This window comes from Rhodopseudomonas palustris (assembly GCF_003591005.1).
GTDB lineage: Bacteria > Pseudomonadota > Alphaproteobacteria > Rhizobiales > Xanthobacteraceae > Rhodopseudomonas > Rhodopseudomonas palustris_K.
The window spans coordinates 57,963-73,966 of sequence record NZ_QYYD01000010.1 but is presented as its reverse complement, the minus strand read 5'-3'; the positions used below and the strand labels follow the sequence as shown (position 1 = coordinate 73,966).

Here is a 16,004-nt window from a genome sequence, read left to right as displayed (position 1 = left end):
CGCTGCGCTCAGGGCCATGGGCGTGGCACGCAGCGCAGCGGCTGCTTGCAACTCTGCCGCACTGCAGCTTGAGCGCGATGGGTAGCTTGCTACACTCGTTTCGCCTCACGGCATACGGCCCGCGCGCCACGACGCGGCCGCACAGGGAGCAAACGATGATCACACGCCGCAGCGCGATCCAGGCGATCGCGATGGCTGCCACGGCGAGCACGCTGCTGCCGCGCCGCAGCCTCGCGCTCGACTATCCGACCCGTCCGGTCCGCTTCGTCGTCGGCTATCCGGCCGGCGGCGCCACCGACATCCTGGCGCGGCTGATCGGCGCTAAACTGTCGGAGCGGCTCGGCCAGCAATTCGTCATCGAGAACAAGCCGGGCGCCGGCAACAATATCGGCACCGAGGCGGTGGTGAACGCGCCGGCGGACGGCTACACGATCCTGCTGGTCAATCCGGCCAACTACATCAACGCCTCGCTCTATGCGAAGCTGAACTTCGACTTCGTCCGCGACATCGCCGGAGTCGCTGCCTTCAACCGTACCGCCAATGTCATGACGGTCAACAGTCAGGTGCCGTCGAAGACCGTCGCCGAGTTCATCGACTACGTCAAAACCAATCCCGGCAAGGTCAATCTCGCCTCATCCGGCAACGGCACCTCGGTGCATCTGTCGGGCGAGATGTTCATGGCGATGACCGGGGTGAAGATGCAGCACGTGCCGTATCGCGGCGCGGCGCCGGCGATCACCGACATGCTCGGCGGTCAGGTGCAGCTGATCTTCGACAACATGCCGTCGATCATCCAGCACATCCGCGGCGGCAATCTGCGCGCGCTGGCGGTGACCACGACAGAGCGCTCGGCGCTGCTGCCAGACGTGCCGACGCTGGCCGAAACCGTGCCGGGCTACGAGGCCAGCGCGCTGTTCGGAATGGGAGCGCCGAAAGCGACGCCGCCGGAGATCGTCGCCAGGCTCAACGGCGAGGTCAACGCGGTACTGGCCGATCCGGCCGTCAAGGCGCGGCTGGTCGAACTCGGCGGCGCGCCGCTGATAGGCCCCCCCGCGGCGTTCGACGCCATGATCGCGGACGAGACCGCGAAATGGAGCAAGGTGGTGAAGTTCGCCGGGCTCAAGGTGGAGTAGCCGGCCGCGCGCGCACCGTCTGTCGCGGGACGATGCGCCGCACCGCCGCGGCGATGAAACCATCGTGAATCCCGCTGCGGAAACCATCCGTCGCACGACGTCGTTGGCTTCGCATGTCGATTGAATGACATGTGCAACGACGAAAGGATGCGACACGATGAAAAACCTGGCCCTTGCAGCCATCGCCGTCGGCGCGCTCGGCGCGGCCCAATTGATGACCGCCCAACCCGCTGCCGCGAGCATCGAATATCCGTACTGCCAGCAGGGCGCGCTGCAGGGTTATCCGGGCGATTGCAGCTACCCGAGCTTTGCGTCTTGCAGCTACAGCGCACGCGGCACCGGCGGAAATTGCATCGCCAATCCCCGCTACTTTGCGCGCGGCGGCGGCTATGACAATCCGTACGATGCCTACGGCTACGCACCGGCCGGAGGCTACGGCGATTACTGAGCTCGGCGAGCGATCCGCGGCTCAGCCGCCGCGCTCCTTGCGGCTGTAATTGGAGAAGTGGCCCTCGCGCGCGGCCCGCGCGCGGGCGGCCTGGACCAGACCTTTGCTTTTGCCGGGCGGGGCCGGGCGCGACAGCAGCCGCTCCATCTTGCGGCCGCCGCAATGCGGGCAGCGCGGCTTGTCGGAAAGCCCGACCAGCAACTCGCTCTCTTTGTCGCAATTCCTACAATGAAATCCGTATAGCGGCATGGTCCGCACCTCCTGCTGCGCGTCGTCGCCAGCCGTGCAGAATCCGGACCATATGCAGGCGTCAATTATGACTGTGCGGCGCCGATCACCGCCAGCAGCGCGCTGCCATAAATCTCCAGCTTCTTGTCGCCGATCCCGGGGATGCCGCGCAGTTCGTCGAGCGTGCGTGGCCGTGTGGCGGCGATGCCGTCCATCGTCGCATCGTGCAGCACCACATAGGCCGGCACGCCGCGGCTCTTCGCCACTTCCGAGCGCCACGCTTTCAGAGCGGCGAACAGCGTGGGATCGCCGCTCGACTCCCGCGGCGCCGCGCCGACCAGGTCGCCGCGGCGCGACTTGGCGCGCGGCGGCCGGCCGGCGGCCTGTTCGCGCAGCATCACCTGCGCGTCGCCCTTCAGCACCGCGCGCGAACTCTCGGTGAATTTCAGCGCGCCGAACGCCTCGCTGTCCGGCGCCAGATGCCCGAGCGATACCAGCTGCCGGATCACCGCGCGCCACTGCTTCTCGTTGAATTCGCCGCCGATGCCGAACACCGACAGCTTGTCGTGTCCGAACTGAGAGACTCGCTCGGTCAGCCGGCCGAGCAGCACGTCGATCAGGTGCTGCGCGCCGAATCGCTGCCCGGTGCGATAGGCGCAGGACAACAGCTTCTGCGCCGGCACCGTGCCGTCGATCACCTTGGGCGGCGTCAGGCAGTTATCGCAATTGCCGCAATTGTCGTGCTGCGCGGTCTCGCCGAAATAGCCGAGCAGCCGCGTGCGGCGGCAGCCGGTGGATTCGCACAGGCCGACCAGTGCGTCGAGCTTGCCCATCGAGACGCGCTTGAACGCGTCGGAGCCGGTCGATTCGTCGATCATGCGGCGCTGCTGCACGATGTCGCTGAGCCCGTAGGCCATCCAGGCTTCGGACGGCTTACCATCACGGCCGGCGCGGCCGGTCTCCTGATAATAGGCCTCGATACTTTTGGGCAGATCGAGATGCGCGACGAACCGCACATCCGGCTTGTCGATGCCCATGCCGAACGCAATGGTGGCGACGATGACGACGCCGTCCTCGCTCAGGAAGCGGTCCTGATTGCGGGCGCGGATCTCGGCCGGCAGGCCGGCGTGATAGGGCAGCGCATTGAGCCCGGATTTGCGCAGCGTCTCCGCCACGTCCTCGACCTTGGCGCGCGACAGGCAATACACCACGCCGGAATGGCCGCGGTGGCGGTCGTCGATGAACGCCTTGAGCTGCGCCGGCGCGTTCTGCTTGTCGACGATTTCATAGCGGATGTTCGGTCGGTCGAAGCTGGAGACGAAGCACGGCGCGTCGGTCAGCGACAGCCGCTCGGCGATCTCGCGGCGGGTCAGCGCGTCGGCGGTCGCGGTCAGCGCGATCCGCGGCACGCTCGGGAATTTCTCGGCGATCGCCGACAGGCCGACATATTCGGGCCGGAAGTCGTGGCCCCATTGCGACACGCAATGCGCCTCGTCGATCGCGAACAGCGCGATTTTCGCGCGGGCGAGCAGCGCCAGACAACGCGGTGTCAGCAGCCGCTCGGGCGCGACGTATAAGAGGTCGAGTTCGCCTTTGAGCAGCTGCTGCTCGATCGCGTTGGCCTCGTCATAAGACAGCGTCGAATTCAGCGCCGCGGCGCGCACCCCGGCTTCGAGCAGCCCGGCGACCTGATCGCGCATCAACGCAATCAGCGGCGACACGACGATGCCGCAGCCGTCCCGCAGCAGCGCCGGCAACTGATAGCACAGCGACTTGCCGCCCCCGGTCGGCATCAGCACCAGCGCATCGCCGCCATCGGCGACATGCCGCACGATCGCCTCCTGCTGGCCGCGGAACCCGGGCAGCCCGAACACATGCTGCAGCGTCGACAGCATGCGGACGTCGAGGTCCTCGTCGGTTTCGCGGGGGGCGGAGCGGATCATGAAAGCGGGCAGGGAGGAGGAGCCATGAGGCTCTATAGCCCATTCCCGCCGATTCTGCCCATGAGGCAGTGCCGCTCCCCAACCGCAGCGCGCTCCCTCTCCCGCAAGCGGGAGAGGGAGCGCGTCGTGCGCGGGGCGCCTTACACAATCCTTGAGCCGCTCTTGCCCCAATATTGATCCCGCAGCAGGCGCTTGTAGAGTTTGCCGGTGGGGAGCCGCGGCAGTTCCTCGAGGAAGTCGATCGAGCGCGGGACCTTCTGGCGCGACAGCGACTGGTTGCAGAACGCGATCAGTTCCTGGGCGAGGTCGGCACCGGGGTCGACGCCCGGCATCGGCTGGATCACCGCCTTGACCTCCTCACCCAAATCCTCGTTCGGCACACCGAATACCGCCGCATCGGCGACCTTGGGGTGGGTGATCAGCAGGTTCTCGCATTCCTGCGGGTAGATGTTCACGCCGCCGGAGATGATCATGAAGGTGGCGCGGTCGGTGAGGTGCAGATAGCCGTCGTCGTCGACATAGCCGACGTCGCCGACCGTGCTCATGCTCCCGTCTTCGGAACGAGTCTCCTTGGTCTTGGCCGGGTCATTGAAATATTCGAACGGCGTCGCGGTCTTGAACCAGATCTGGCCCGGCGTGCCTTTCGGGCAGGGCTGCATCCGGTCGTCGAGGATGTGCAGGTCGCCGATCATCACCTTGCCGACCGTGCCGCGATGCGCCAGCCATTCCTCGCTGTTGCAGGCCGTGAAGCCGAGGCCCTCGGTGGCGCCGTAATATTCATGGATGATCGGCCCCCACCATTTGATCATCTGCTCCTTGACCTGCGGCGGGCACGGCGCGGCGGCGTGGATCGCGACTTCCAGCGACGACAGATCGTATTTGTTCCGCGTCTCCTCCGGCAGCTTCAGCATTCGCGAGAACATCGTCGGCACCAGCTGGCTGTGCGTCACCTTGTACTTCTCGATTAAGGCCAGATACTGCTCCGGATCGAAATGCTCCATGATGATCGCGGTGCCGCCGTCCCGGATGGTGAGGCCAACCGCGGCCTGCGGTGCCGAGTGATACAGCGGCGCCGGCGACAGATAGATCATGCCGTTGCGATACTTCCACAGCGTGTTGAGGAAGTGGAACAGCGGTAGCGGCTGCGACGGCGGCTGCTCCGGCAGTGGCCGCACAATGCCTTTCGGGCGGCCGGTGGTGCCTGACGAGTACAACATCGCGGTGCCGAGATGTTCTTCGGCGATCGGCGTATCGGGCAGATCCTTGGTAGCCTCGGCGAGGCCGACGATGCGCTCGCTCTCGGTGTCGCCATCGACCACGATGCACAGCGTCACTTTCGGGCACTCTTTCAGCGCCTCGCGGGCGACGTCGAGCTTGGCTTTTGAAGTGATCAGCGCGCGCGATTCGCTGTTGGTCAGGATATAGGCGAGCTCGGCCGGCGTCAGATAGGAATTGACGCAGGTGTAGTAATGGCCGCTGCGCTCGCCGGCGCCGCAGGCCTCGAGGTAGCGGTTGTTGTTCTCCATGAAGATCGAATAGTGATCGAGCCGCCGCAGGCCATGGTTGTAGAGGAGGTGCGCCAGCCGATTACTGCGGGCGTCGAGCTCCGCATAGCTCACGGTCTCGCCGGTCGAGGCCATGATGAAGGCGGGATGATCGGGGTGGGTTGTTGCGAATTGGCCGGTGTACATCGTGCTCCTCGCTGATGCGCCTGACTTCTGGTTTTTGTTGGTTCAGGTCTCTCCCCCGTCATTGCGAGGAGCGAAGCGACGAAGCAATCCAGCGCAGTGCACCGAGCTTCTGGATTGCTTCGCTACGCTCGCAATGACGGAGCCGTTGACGCGTCGCCCCTATGCCGCCAACTCCAAAATCTCCCGCACCTGCGCCGGGCCCTCGATCTTGCGCGGGTTGCGTGGGACCCACGGAGTGCCCATGGCCTGCGCGGCAATCTTGTCGAAATGCTCCGGACAAACGCCGACCTCCCGTAGCGAGCGCGGCATGCCGAGCACCCTTATCAGCGCGTCCAGCACGTCGCCGGCGTCCTTGCCCGGATGGCCCATCGCGGCGGCGACCAGCGCCTGGCGGTCGCGGTTGACGGCCTTGTTCCAGCGCATCACCGCCGGCAGCATCACGCAGGAGGTGTGGCCGTGTGGCACGTCGAACGCGGCGCCGAGCACGTAGCCGATGCCGTGGCTGGCGCCCATCGGCACGCCCGACGACAGCGCGCCCATCGACAGCCAGGTGCCGATCTGGCAGTCGAGCCGCGCGTCGAGATCGGCCGGGTCGGCCTTCACCCGCGGCAGCCCCGCCGCCAGCATCGCCAGCCCGTGCAGCGCCTGGGCGTCGCCGTAAGGATGCGCCTCGCCCGAGCAGATCGCCTCGACGCAGTGATCGACCGCGCGGATTCCGGTGGAGAGGAATAGCCATTCCGGGGTGTGCACCGTGATGGCCGGATCGAGGATCGCGGCCCGTGGCATCACCAAGGGATGCGCGAACTTCTCCTTCACCCGCGTCGCCTCGTTGGTGACGCCGGCCATGGCGCTGAACTCGCCGCCCGAGATCGTCGTCGGCACGCTGATCTGCCGCACCGTCGGCGCCACCGGCGCCGGCCGGTTGGCGACGCGGTCCATCTCGGCCACGGTGCGAATGTCGTTGGCGAGGCATATTTGCACCGCCTTGGCGCCGTCGGTGATCGAGCCGCCGCCGATCGTGACGATCAGGTCGGCATCCGCCGCCCGTGCCATCTCGGTCGCGGCGATGATGGCGCTGCGCGGCGAATGCGCCGGCATCGCATCAAATAATGCGGCGCAGCGCCCGCCGAGCGCGTCCCGCACCTTGGCGATTTCATCGGTGGTCCGGTTGAGGGTGCCGGAGACCATCAACAGCGCGCGCTGCGCGCCGATCCGGTCGAGCTGAGCGGCCACTGCCTGCGCCGCCGGCTGTCCGTAGACGACTTCCTCCATGGCGCCGAACACGACGCGTCCCTGCTGCACGTTATGTCACTCCCGCGGTGGCCGCTTTTGCGCGGCCTTGGCGGTGATCCTAGCAGCCGCGCGGCGTTCGGGAACAAGAAAAATCGTCGCGCGTCCGGCAGCGCCTGACATAGCGAGCCGGCAAGATGCGACGTTGGGCGAAGACAGCCGCCAAGGGGGTTGTCGGAGCGGAGGCCGCGTGGGACATGCGTGCAGCGCAGCGGGAGACAGAGCATGACCAAGGCGGTTCTCGGCATCATCGGCGGTTCCGGCATTTATGATCTACCGGGGCTCGAAGACGTCCGCGACGAGCAGATCGCGAGCCCATGGGGCGAGCCGTCGTCCGCGGTGCGGCGCGGCACGATCGCCGGGCTGCCGATCGTGTTCATGCCGCGCCACGACAAGGGCCACCGGCTGTCGCCGTCCGACATCAATTATCGCGCCAATATCGACGTGCTGAAGCGCGCCGGCGTCACCGACCTGATCTCGCTGTCGGCCTGCGGCTCGTTCAAGGAAGAGCTGCCGCCCGGCACCTTCGTGCTGGTCGATCAGTTCGTCGATCGCACCTACAAGCGCGAGAGCTCGTTCTTCGGCAAAGGCTGCGTCGCCCACGTGTCAATGGCGCATCCGGTGTCGCCGCGGCTGCGCATCCATCTGGCGGCGGCCGCCGACGCGGAGGGCATCGCCTGGGCGCGCGGCGGCACGTATCTGTGCATGGAAGGCCCGCAATTTTCCAGCTATGCCGAAAGCGTCACCTACAAGCAGCTCGGCTATTCGGTGATCGGCATGACCAACATGCCGGAGGCCAAGCTCGCCCGCGAGGCCGAGATCTGCTACGCGAGCGTCGCGATGGTGACGGATTTCGACTGCTGGCACCCCGACCACGACGCGGTGACGGTGCAGGACATTATCCGCGTGCTGAGTTCGAACGCCGAAAAGGCCAAGAACCTGGTGGCGCGCCTGGCGAGGGACTTCCCGCGCGAGCACGAACCCTGCCCAATCGGCTCCGACCGCGCCCTCGACACCGCGCTGATTACTCAGCCCGATGCGCGCGATCCGGAACTGCTCAAGAAACTCGATGCGGTGGCGGGGCGGATTTTGAAGGCGTAACCTCGTCATTGCGAGGAGCGTAGCGACGAAGCAATCCACGCCGCGTCGCGTCGCTGCGCTCGCAATGACGGAAACGCTGTGAGCGAGGCACCATGAAAGTCGACGGCATTCACACCCGCTCCATCTGGCTCGAGCCGGATGGCTGGACGGTGGCGGCGATCGATCAGCGGCGGTTGCCGCATGAGTATGTGATCGCCAAGCTGACCAATTGCGACCGGGCGGCGGATGCGATCCGCTCGATGCTGGTGCGCGGCGCGCCGCTGATCGGGGCGACGGCGGCCTACGGCATCGCGCTGGCGATGCGCGAGGACGCCTCCGATGCGGCACTGGGTCTCGCCTACAACAAGCTCATTGCGACTCGCCCGACCGCCATCAATCTGAAATGGGCGCTCGACGAAATGCGCCACGCGCTGCGTCCAATGAAGCCGGCCGAGCGCGTCGCGGCTGCGTATCAGCGCGCCGCCGAGATCGCCGACGAGGACGTCGCGATCAATCAGGCGATCGGCGCCAACGGGCTGAAGCTGATCGAGGCGATCGCTGCCACCAAAAAGCCGGGCGAGCGCGTCAATGTGCTGACGCATTGCAACGCCGGCTGGCTTGCCACCGTCGACTGGGGCACCGCGACGGCGCCGATCTATCAGGCCTTCGACAAGGGCATTGCGATTCACGTCTATGCCGACGAGACAAGGCCGCGCAATCAGGGCGCCTCGCTCACCGCCTGGGAGCTCGGCCATCACGGCGTCGACCACACCGTGATCCCGGACAACACCGGCGGCCACCTGATGCAGCACGGCATGGTCGATCTCTGCATCGTCGGCACCGACCGCGTCACCGCCGACGGCGACGTCTGCAACAAGATCGGGACTTATCTGAAGGCGCTGGCGGCGGCCGACAACAAGGTGCCGTTCTACGTCGCGCTGCCGTCCCCGACGATCGACTTCACCATCCATGACGGCGTGCGCGAAATCCCAATCGAACAACGCGACGCCGCCGAGGTCACCGACATGACCGGCCGAACGGCCGACGGCCGGATCGAAACCGTGCGGATCGTGCCGCCGGGCTCGCAAGTCGCCAATTACGGCTTCGACGTCACCCCGTCCCGCCTCGTCACCGGCCTGATCACCGAACGCGGGGTGCTCAAGCCGGACCGCGCTTCGCTGGCGGCGGCGTTCCCGGAACGGGTGGCGCGGGAGCGGCAGGCGTCGTAGCGACCACCGTGCCACGCCGTCATTGCGAGCGCAGCGAAGCAATCCAGCGATGTGGTGCCCGGCGTTTCTGGATTGCTTCGCTGCGCTCGCAATGACGGGGAGAGGACGGCATATTTGGCCATGAGCCCGCCAAGCGGGCCGCCGCGCCAAAGCCGCAATCGGGTCCTCTCCTTCACCGTCGTCGCCATCCGCGCGGCGGAAGGTCACGCGGGAAACTGCTCGCCTGCGGCGCCGTTGTCGCTATGCTCGGCCCGATGCGCCGGCCCGTTCCCGGCGAAGGATATGACGATGACCGACCAGCCCAGGCGGCCCGAGAAGCCGCGCTTCGAACCCGAGATCATTCCGCCCGGCGAGTCCCACGACCCGAAGGGAACGCGGATCTTCATCGACCAGACCACCAGCGAGCGCATCTTCGTCGGCCGGATCAGCCCGCTGCAGATGTTCATGCTGGCGATGGGCATCGGCGCGGTGATCGCCGTGGTTTTGGTGATCCTGCTCGGCGCGTTCCTGCTGTGGATCCCGATCGTCGGCCTGCTGATCGCCGCCGGCCTCCTGGCCGGGCTGCTGCGCCCATTGTTGTCCCGCCGCCGCTAGCCGTATCTGCTGAAGGCGCGCCTCCGTTTGATCCCGCGAGTGGATTGATCCATGTCAGCGAGCCGTCAGCCGCCGGCGCGGATGGTGCCGGTCAACGGGGGCATGGGAGAACCGGGCTTTGACCAGTGCGAGACGACGCCGGCCGATCATCGCGCTGATGCTGGCGACGCTGGCGCTCGCCGGCCTGCCCGCCGTCGCCCACGACCATAGCGGCCGCCGCGACCATGACGAGGCGCGGCTCGCGGTGCAGCGCGGCGAGATCCGTCCGCTCGCCGAATTGCTGACCATCGTCCGCGACAAGCTGCCCGGCGAGATCACCGGCGTCGAGATCGAGCGCCACCACGGCGAGTGGCTGTACGAATTTATCGTGATCGACAAGGCCGGCCGGCTGTTCGAGGTCTATGTCGATCCGCAGAGCGGCGAGATCCGCAAGACCAGGGAAAAGTGATGCGGGTGCTGGTGGCCGAGGATGATCGCCGGATCGCCGCGGATCTCGCGCGCGGGCTCGGTGCCGCCGGCTATGTGGTCGAATGCGTCGCCGACGGCGAGGATGCCTGGTTTCGCGGCGATACCGAAGACTACGCGGCGATCGTGCTCGACCTCGGCCTGCCGCGGATGGACGGCCTGACGATCCTGAAGCGCTGGCGCGAAGGCGGCCGGCGCACCCCGGTGCTGATTTTGACGGCGCGCGGCAGCTGGGCGGAACGGGTCGACGGTATCGACGCCGGCGCCGATGATTATCTGCCGAAACCGTTTCAGATGGAGGAACTGCTGGCACGGCTGCGTTCGATCGTGCGCCGCTCCGCCGGCCATGCCTCCTCGGTGATCAGCGTCGGCGACGTCTCGCTCGACGAGCGTCAGATGCAGGTCAGCGTGCGCGGCGTCCCGGCGGCGCTGTCGCCGCTGGAATATCGGCTCGCCTCCTATCTGATCCTGCATCGCGGCCGCGTGGTGTCGCAGTTCGAGCTTAGCGAAAACATCTACGGCCAGGACGATGCTCACGATTCCAACGCCATCGAGGTTCTGGTCGGCCGCGTCCGCAAGAAGCTCGGCGCCGAATTGATCGAGACGCGGCGCGGCTTCGGCTACATCGTCCCGGGAGACGGCGCGTGACGCGGCACTCGCTGCGGCTGCGGCTGATCGCCGGCGGCGCCGCGGCCATCCTGATCGCGCTCAGCGTCGCTGGTCTCGCGCTGACGATTCTGTTCGAGCGCCACGTCACCCGAACGATCGCCGACGATCTCGAGGTCTCGCTGAAGCAGATCCTCGCCGGCCTTGAAGTCGAGCCCGACGGCAGGCTGGTGCTGGCGCGCCCGCCCACGGATCCGCGGTTCTCCGAGCCGCTGTCGGGGCTGTACTGGCAGGTCGGCGACGACAGCGAACGGCTGCTGCGCTCGCGCTCATTGTGGGACGACCGGCTCACGGTGCCGATCGATCAGCCAGGACCGGGCGAGGTGCATCACCACGACATTGTCGGGCCCGCCGGCGGGAGGTTGTCGATCGTCGAGCGCCGCGTGGTGGTGACCATCGGCGGTCAGCCGGTGCCGATCCGCGCCATGGTGGCGGTCGATCTCGAACGCGTCAGCGCCGCCGGCCGCGCCTTCGCGCGTGACCTGGTGGTCGCGCTCGGTATTCTCGGCGTGGTGCTGGCGCTCGCCACCTCGGTGCAGGTGATGCTCGGGTTGCGGCCGCTGCGGGCGCTGCGCCAGGGCATCGCCGACATCCGCGCCGGGCGCAGCGATCGGCTGCCGCAGGCGGTGCCGGACGAGGTCCGGCCGCTGGTCGAGGAGGTCAACGCGCTGCTGGAGGCGCAGGCGCGCGAAATCGATCGCTCGCGCGACCGCGCCGCCGATCTGGCCCACGGCCTGAAAACGCCGCTCGCAGCGCTGGCGGCCGATGCGGCCCGGCTGCGTGAACGGGGTGAAGAGGGGCTGGCGCGCGACATCGAGGCGGTCGGCACCGCGATGAGCCGCCATGTCGACCGCGAACTGGCGCGCGCCCGGCTGCGCGGCGACATCCGCCGCGGTGCCGTCGCCCCGGTCGAGCTGGCGCCCTTGCTGCGGTCGCTGGTGACGATCCAGTCGCGCACGCCGGCGGGCGGGCAAATCGATTACCAGCTGGAGGTCCCCGACTACACGGCGGTACGGCTGGAGCGCACCGATCTCGCCGAAGTGCTGGGTAATCTGCTCGACAACGCCACCCGCCATGCCCGCAGCCGGGTCCGGATCAGCAGCAGCTGTGACGCGAGCGGCTTCTGCATTGTCATCGAGGACGACGGCGACGGTCTGGATGCCGACGCCAGCGCCGCAGTCCTCGGCCGCGGCATCCGCCTCGACCAGCGCGGCGAAGGCGCCGGCCTCGGCCTCGCCATCGTCCAGGACGTGCTGGGCGCCTATGGCTGGACCTTGCAGCTGTCCCGGTCCGAGCTGGGCGGGCTCAAGGCGAGCTGCTGCACGGGGTCGGCGGCGTAGTTGGTCTCTCACCCGTGTCCCGGGCGCGATGCGGCATTCTTATGCCGCTTCGCAGACCCGGGACCCCGGTTGCTTGAGCGAGCGGCTGCGAACCGGGGCCCGGATCTGCGCAGCGGCGTTGCACTCCGCAGCGCGTCCGGGGCACGGAGCCCGCCTTGCCATAAGCCCGCCGCGCGCTATATCCGAGCTTTCTCCATTCCCCCCTGTTCAGGATTGAGCGCTCCCTCATGACGACGACTGATACCGCCTCCGAGACGAAGCCGTTCCAGGCCGAAGTGGCTGAGCTTTTGAATCTGATGGTGCACTCGGTCTATTCCGAGACCGATATCTTTCTGCGTGAGCTGATTTCCAACGCCTCCGATGCGCTCGACAAGCTTCGTTACGAGTCGATTTCCAGGCCCGAGCTGATGGCGGAGGGCGGCGAGCCGAAGATCCGGATCATTCCGAAGAAGGCGCCCGACACCCTCACGGTGCGCGACAACGGCATCGGCATGGACCGGCAGGAGCTGATCGACAATCTCGGTACCATCGCCAAGTCCGGCACCAAGTCCTTCCTGTCCAAGCTGACCGAAGCCAAGGACGGCGCCGGACTGATCGGCCAGTTCGGCGTCGGCTTCTACGCCGCCTTCATGGTGGCCGATAAGATTACCGTCACCAGCCGCCGTGCCGGTTCGGCCGAGGTCTGGACATGGACGTCGTCGGGCGGCGCCGGCTTCGAGATCGCGCCGGGCACCGACGAAGATGCCGCGCGGGTCGAGCGCGGCACCGAGATCGTGCTGCATCTGAAGCCCGACGCGTCGAAATATCTCGAGGCGTATCAGATCGAGCGCATCGTCGGCGAGTACTCCGACAACATCCAGTTTCCGATCGAGCTGGTGCCGGAAGAGGGCGAGCCGCGGCAGATCAATTCGGCCAGCGCGCTGTGGCAGCGCTCCAAGTCGGAGCTGACCGACGAGGACTACAAGAAGGCGTATCAGCAGGTCGCGAACGCGTTCGACGATCCGGCGATGACGCTGCACTACCGCGCCGAGGGCCGGCAATCCTACGTGGTGATGCTGTTCGCGCCCTCCACCAAGCCGTTCGACCTGTTCGAGCCGGAGCGCAAGGGCCGCGTCAAGCTCTACGTCCGCCGCGTCTTCATCACCTCGGATGCCGATCTGCTGCCGCCTTATCTGCGCTTCCTGCGCGGCGTGATCGATTCGGAAGACCTGCCGCTCAATCTGTCGCGCGAGATGTTGCAGAACAATCCGCAGCTGGCGCAGATCCGCAAGGCGGTGACCGGCAAGGTCATCACCGAGTTTGAAAGCCTTGCCGAGAAGCAGCCCGAGCAGTTCGCCAAGATCTGGGACGCGTTCGGCCCGGTGCTGAAGGAAGGCATCTACGAGGACTTCGAGCGCCGCGAGAAGCTGCTGTCGCTGGCGCGGTTCACCACTACGGCCGGCGAGAACCGCACGCTGACGCAATATGTCGAGGCGATGAAGGAGAACCAGACCGAGATCTATTATCTGGTCGGCGATTCGATCGAGCGGTTGAAGTCGAATCCAAAATTGGAGTCGGCGACCGCGCGGGGCATCGAAGTGCTGCTGCTCACCGATGCGGTCGACGCGTTCTGGACCTCGGCGCCGCTCGATTTCGGTGGCAAGCCGCTGAAGTCGCTGAGCCAGGGCGACATCAATTTCGACCTGATCCCGAAGCTCGACGGCGACAACACCGACGGCAAGCCGGACGAGACCAAGGCCGACGAGGCGACCGTGATCGCGGTGATCAAGGACGCGCTCGGCGACCGCGTCAGCGACGTCAAGGCGTCGCAGCGGCTGACGGCGAGCGCATCGTGCCTCGTCGCCGGCGGCTTCGGGCCGGATCGCGAACTCGAGAAGATGCTGGCGCGCGCCAACAAGGGCGCCGCCACCAAGCCGATCCTCGAGGTCAATCTCGGCCATCCGCTGGTGACGGCGTTGGCGGATGCCAAGGCCGACAAGGCCGAGGCGACCGATTTGTCGTTCCTGCTGCTGGAGCAGGCGCAGATCCTCGACGGTGAATTGCCCGAAGATCCGGCGGCCTTCGCCGGCCGGCTCAACCGGCTGGTGCTGCGCGGTCTCGCGCATGGTTAGGGACTGACTAACAAACAGGGTTACCGCTTTTTTAATCCCTTAAGTGCACTCTGCTCGGCATCGTTGTGCCGAAGCAGAGTGTCCGATGAGCCGTCTCGTCCTAGCCGCCGCCGTCCTGACGGCGGCGCTGTCTCCCGCCGCCGCTGCCGATCTGCCGCGCTTGCTGCCGCCGGCCCCGCCCGTGCAGTGGAATTGGACAGGCCTGTATTGGGGCGCGCATCTCGGCGGCAGCTACGGCCAATCGTCGTTCACCGGCCCGTTCGGTCCGTCGCTGTACGGTGACCATGTGCGGACGCCGTCGGTGCTGGCCGGCGTGCAGCTCGGCTACAACTATCAGTTCGCGCCGAACTGGCTGGTCGGCGTCGAGGCCGACGTCAGCGCGCTGAATGGCGACGGCACCCAGACCTGCTTTGCGCCCGACGGCTTCATCCTGTCGGCAAATTGCCGCGTCAAGCATAACGCGATGGCGACCGGCACCGGCCGGCTCGGCTTTGTCACCGGCCCGGGCGGTCGCACGCTGTTGTACGGCAAGGCCGGCGTCGCCTGGCTGGCGCAGAGCATCGACATCGCCACCAATCCGATCGGCACGCAGACCAGCTCGAACGAGGGCCGTCTCGGCTGGACAGTCGGCGCCGGCATCGAGCAGGCGCTGGCGCCGGCCTGGTCGGTCAAGTTCGAATACGGCTACGCCGATTTCGGCAGCAAGACGATGGCGACGCCGGGCAGCTTCGCGCAGCTGTTCTATCCGAACTTCTACATTCCGGTGCCCGGCAGCACCACTTCGGTCAGCCAGACGGCCCACACCGTGAAGGTCGGCCTCAACATGAAGTTCGGCGGCGATGCCTATGCGCGGTTCGACGACTACGCGCTGCGCGGCGGGCTACGCGACGAGCCGGTGATCGCCGACGCCGAGATCGGCGCGCGGGTGTGGTACAGCTTCGGCCGTTTCCAGAAGGACCTCGGCGCCGGCGTCACGCAAGGCCGCCAGAACGTGCTGGTGTCGCGGCTGACTTACGACACCACGGCGGCCTCCGGCGAATTGTTCGGCCGGCTCAGCGGGCCGTCCGACCTGTTCATCAAGGGTTTTGCCGGCGGCGGCACGCTGACCAAGGGCGCCATGAACGACGAGGATTGGCTGATCTCGCGCCAAAGCGTGCCGTATTCCAACACGCTGTCGGATCCGGTGAAGGGCAGCATCGCCTATGCGACGTTCGACGCAGGCTATGACTTGATCCGCAATCGCGACGCCCGATTCGGCGGCTTCGTCGGCTACAACTACTACCGCGACAACAAATCCGCCTATGGCTGCATCCAGTTCGCCAATCCCAACGCCGGCTGCATTCCGAGTTTCCCGACATCGACGCTCGGCATCACCGAGAACGACACCTGGCATTCGCTGCGCCTCGGCGTCAACGGCTCGGTCGGTCTTGGCCGCGGCCTGACGCTCACCGCCGACGCGGCTTATCTGCCCTATGTGAAGTTCTTCGGCGAAGACAATCATCTGCAACGCCGCGACGTCAGCAACACCGTCTCGCCGGAGCGCGGCACCGGGCAGGGCGTGCAGCTGGAAGCCATCCTCTCGTATCAGTTCAACAATGCCTTCAGCGTCGGCGCCGGCGCGCGCTATTGGGCGATGTGGGCGACCACTGATGCCTACACCAATGCGTTCGGCTCGGCGTGCCCGTGCCAGACGCTGCCGGTCCGCACCGAGCGCTATGGAACTTTCCTGCAGGCAGCCTACAAATTCGACAGTCTGAAGTAGTTCAGGCTGTCCGCCGGCCGGTTC

Annotated in this window: 14 protein-coding genes; 10 read left to right on the top strand and 4 right to left on the bottom strand. The window is 66.7% G+C overall.

Annotated elements, in window-relative coordinates; all coding sequences use genetic code 11:
* Nucleotides 1-155: 155 nt before the first annotated feature.
* Complete coding sequence (locus D4Q52_RS11385) at nt 156-1,133, top strand: Bug family tripartite tricarboxylate transporter substrate binding protein (RefSeq protein WP_119856678.1); 978 nt, start codon at nt 156-158, stop codon at nt 1,131-1,133.
* 157 nt (nt 1,134-1,290) lie between these two features.
* Nucleotides 1,291-1,581 carry a DUF3551 domain-containing protein gene (locus D4Q52_RS11380; protein ID WP_119856677.1) on the top strand — a complete coding sequence of 97 codons (291 nt, stop codon included), beginning with the start codon at nt 1,291-1,293 and terminating at the stop codon, nt 1,579-1,581.
* Between the two features lie 21 nt (nt 1,582-1,602).
* On the opposite strand, the gene D4Q52_RS11375 is transcribed toward D4Q52_RS11380, so the two are convergent.
* The 4 genes from D4Q52_RS11375 to D4Q52_RS11360 form a co-directional block, all read right to left on the bottom strand.
* Nucleotides 1,603-1,830 (bottom strand): FmdB family zinc ribbon protein, encoded by a 228-nt coding sequence (locus D4Q52_RS11375; protein WP_119856786.1) that lies wholly within the window; start codon nt 1,828-1,830, stop codon nt 1,603-1,605.
* A 65-nt stretch (nt 1,831-1,895) separates the two neighbouring features.
* Nucleotides 1,896-3,752 (bottom strand): DNA helicase RecQ, encoded by a 1,857-nt coding sequence (recQ, locus tag D4Q52_RS11370; protein WP_119856676.1) that lies wholly within the window; start codon nt 3,750-3,752, stop codon nt 1,896-1,898.
* A 140-nt stretch (nt 3,753-3,892) separates the two neighbouring features.
* The gene (locus D4Q52_RS11365; protein ID WP_119856675.1) at nt 3,893-5,443 is read right to left on the bottom strand and encodes an AMP-binding protein; all 1,551 of its coding nucleotides are present in this window, start codon (nt 5,441-5,443) and stop codon (nt 3,893-3,895) included.
* A gap of 159 nt (nt 5,444-5,602) precedes the next feature.
* Nucleotides 5,603-6,745 (bottom strand): iron-containing alcohol dehydrogenase, encoded by a 1,143-nt coding sequence (locus tag D4Q52_RS11360; protein WP_119856674.1) that lies wholly within the window; start codon nt 6,743-6,745, stop codon nt 5,603-5,605.
* A 213-nt stretch (nt 6,746-6,958) separates the two neighbouring features.
* Between D4Q52_RS11360 and D4Q52_RS11355 the strand changes: the two genes are divergently transcribed.
* The 8 genes from D4Q52_RS11355 (at nt 6,959) to D4Q52_RS11320 (ending at nt 15,980) form a co-directional block, all read left to right on the top strand.
* Nucleotides 6,959-7,834: an S-methyl-5'-thioadenosine phosphorylase gene (locus D4Q52_RS11355; RefSeq protein WP_119856673.1), complete on the top strand. Its 876-nt coding sequence runs from the start codon at nt 6,959-6,961 to the stop codon at nt 7,832-7,834.
* A 92-nt stretch (nt 7,835-7,926) separates the two neighbouring features.
* The gene (gene mtnA, locus D4Q52_RS11350; RefSeq protein WP_119856672.1) at nt 7,927-9,042 is read left to right on the top strand and encodes an S-methyl-5-thioribose-1-phosphate isomerase; all 1,116 of its coding nucleotides are present in this window, start codon (nt 7,927-7,929) and stop codon (nt 9,040-9,042) included.
* A 288-nt stretch (nt 9,043-9,330) separates the two neighbouring features.
* Nucleotides 9,331-9,636, top strand: coding sequence for a hypothetical protein (locus D4Q52_RS11345; RefSeq protein WP_119856785.1), 306 nt, complete (start codon nt 9,331-9,333; stop codon nt 9,634-9,636).
* A 157-nt stretch (nt 9,637-9,793) separates the two neighbouring features.
* Nucleotides 9,794-10,084 carry a PepSY domain-containing protein gene (locus D4Q52_RS11340; protein WP_119856784.1) on the top strand — a complete coding sequence of 97 codons (291 nt, stop codon included), beginning with the start codon at nt 9,794-9,796 and terminating at the stop codon, nt 10,082-10,084.
* Nucleotides 10,084-10,749 carry a response regulator transcription factor gene (locus tag D4Q52_RS11335; protein ID WP_119856671.1) on the top strand — a complete coding sequence of 222 codons (666 nt, stop codon included), beginning with the start codon at nt 10,084-10,086 and terminating at the stop codon, nt 10,747-10,749. Before D4Q52_RS11340 ends, D4Q52_RS11335 begins: the two co-directional genes overlap by 1 nt.
* Nucleotides 10,746-12,107: a sensor histidine kinase gene (locus D4Q52_RS11330; RefSeq protein ID WP_119856670.1), complete on the top strand. Its 1,362-nt coding sequence runs from the start codon at nt 10,746-10,748 to the stop codon at nt 12,105-12,107. The genes D4Q52_RS11335 and D4Q52_RS11330 overlap by 4 nt, the downstream gene beginning before the upstream one ends.
* Before the next feature lie 227 nt (nt 12,108-12,334).
* Nucleotides 12,335-14,218, top strand: coding sequence for a molecular chaperone HtpG (gene htpG, locus D4Q52_RS11325; RefSeq protein WP_119856669.1), 1,884 nt, complete (start codon nt 12,335-12,337; stop codon nt 14,216-14,218).
* 85 nt (nt 14,219-14,303) lie between these two features.
* The gene (locus tag D4Q52_RS11320; RefSeq protein WP_119856668.1) at nt 14,304-15,980 is read left to right on the top strand and encodes an outer membrane beta-barrel protein; all 1,677 of its coding nucleotides are present in this window, start codon (nt 14,304-14,306) and stop codon (nt 15,978-15,980) included.
* The last annotated feature ends 24 nt before the right edge of the window (nt 15,981-16,004 follow it).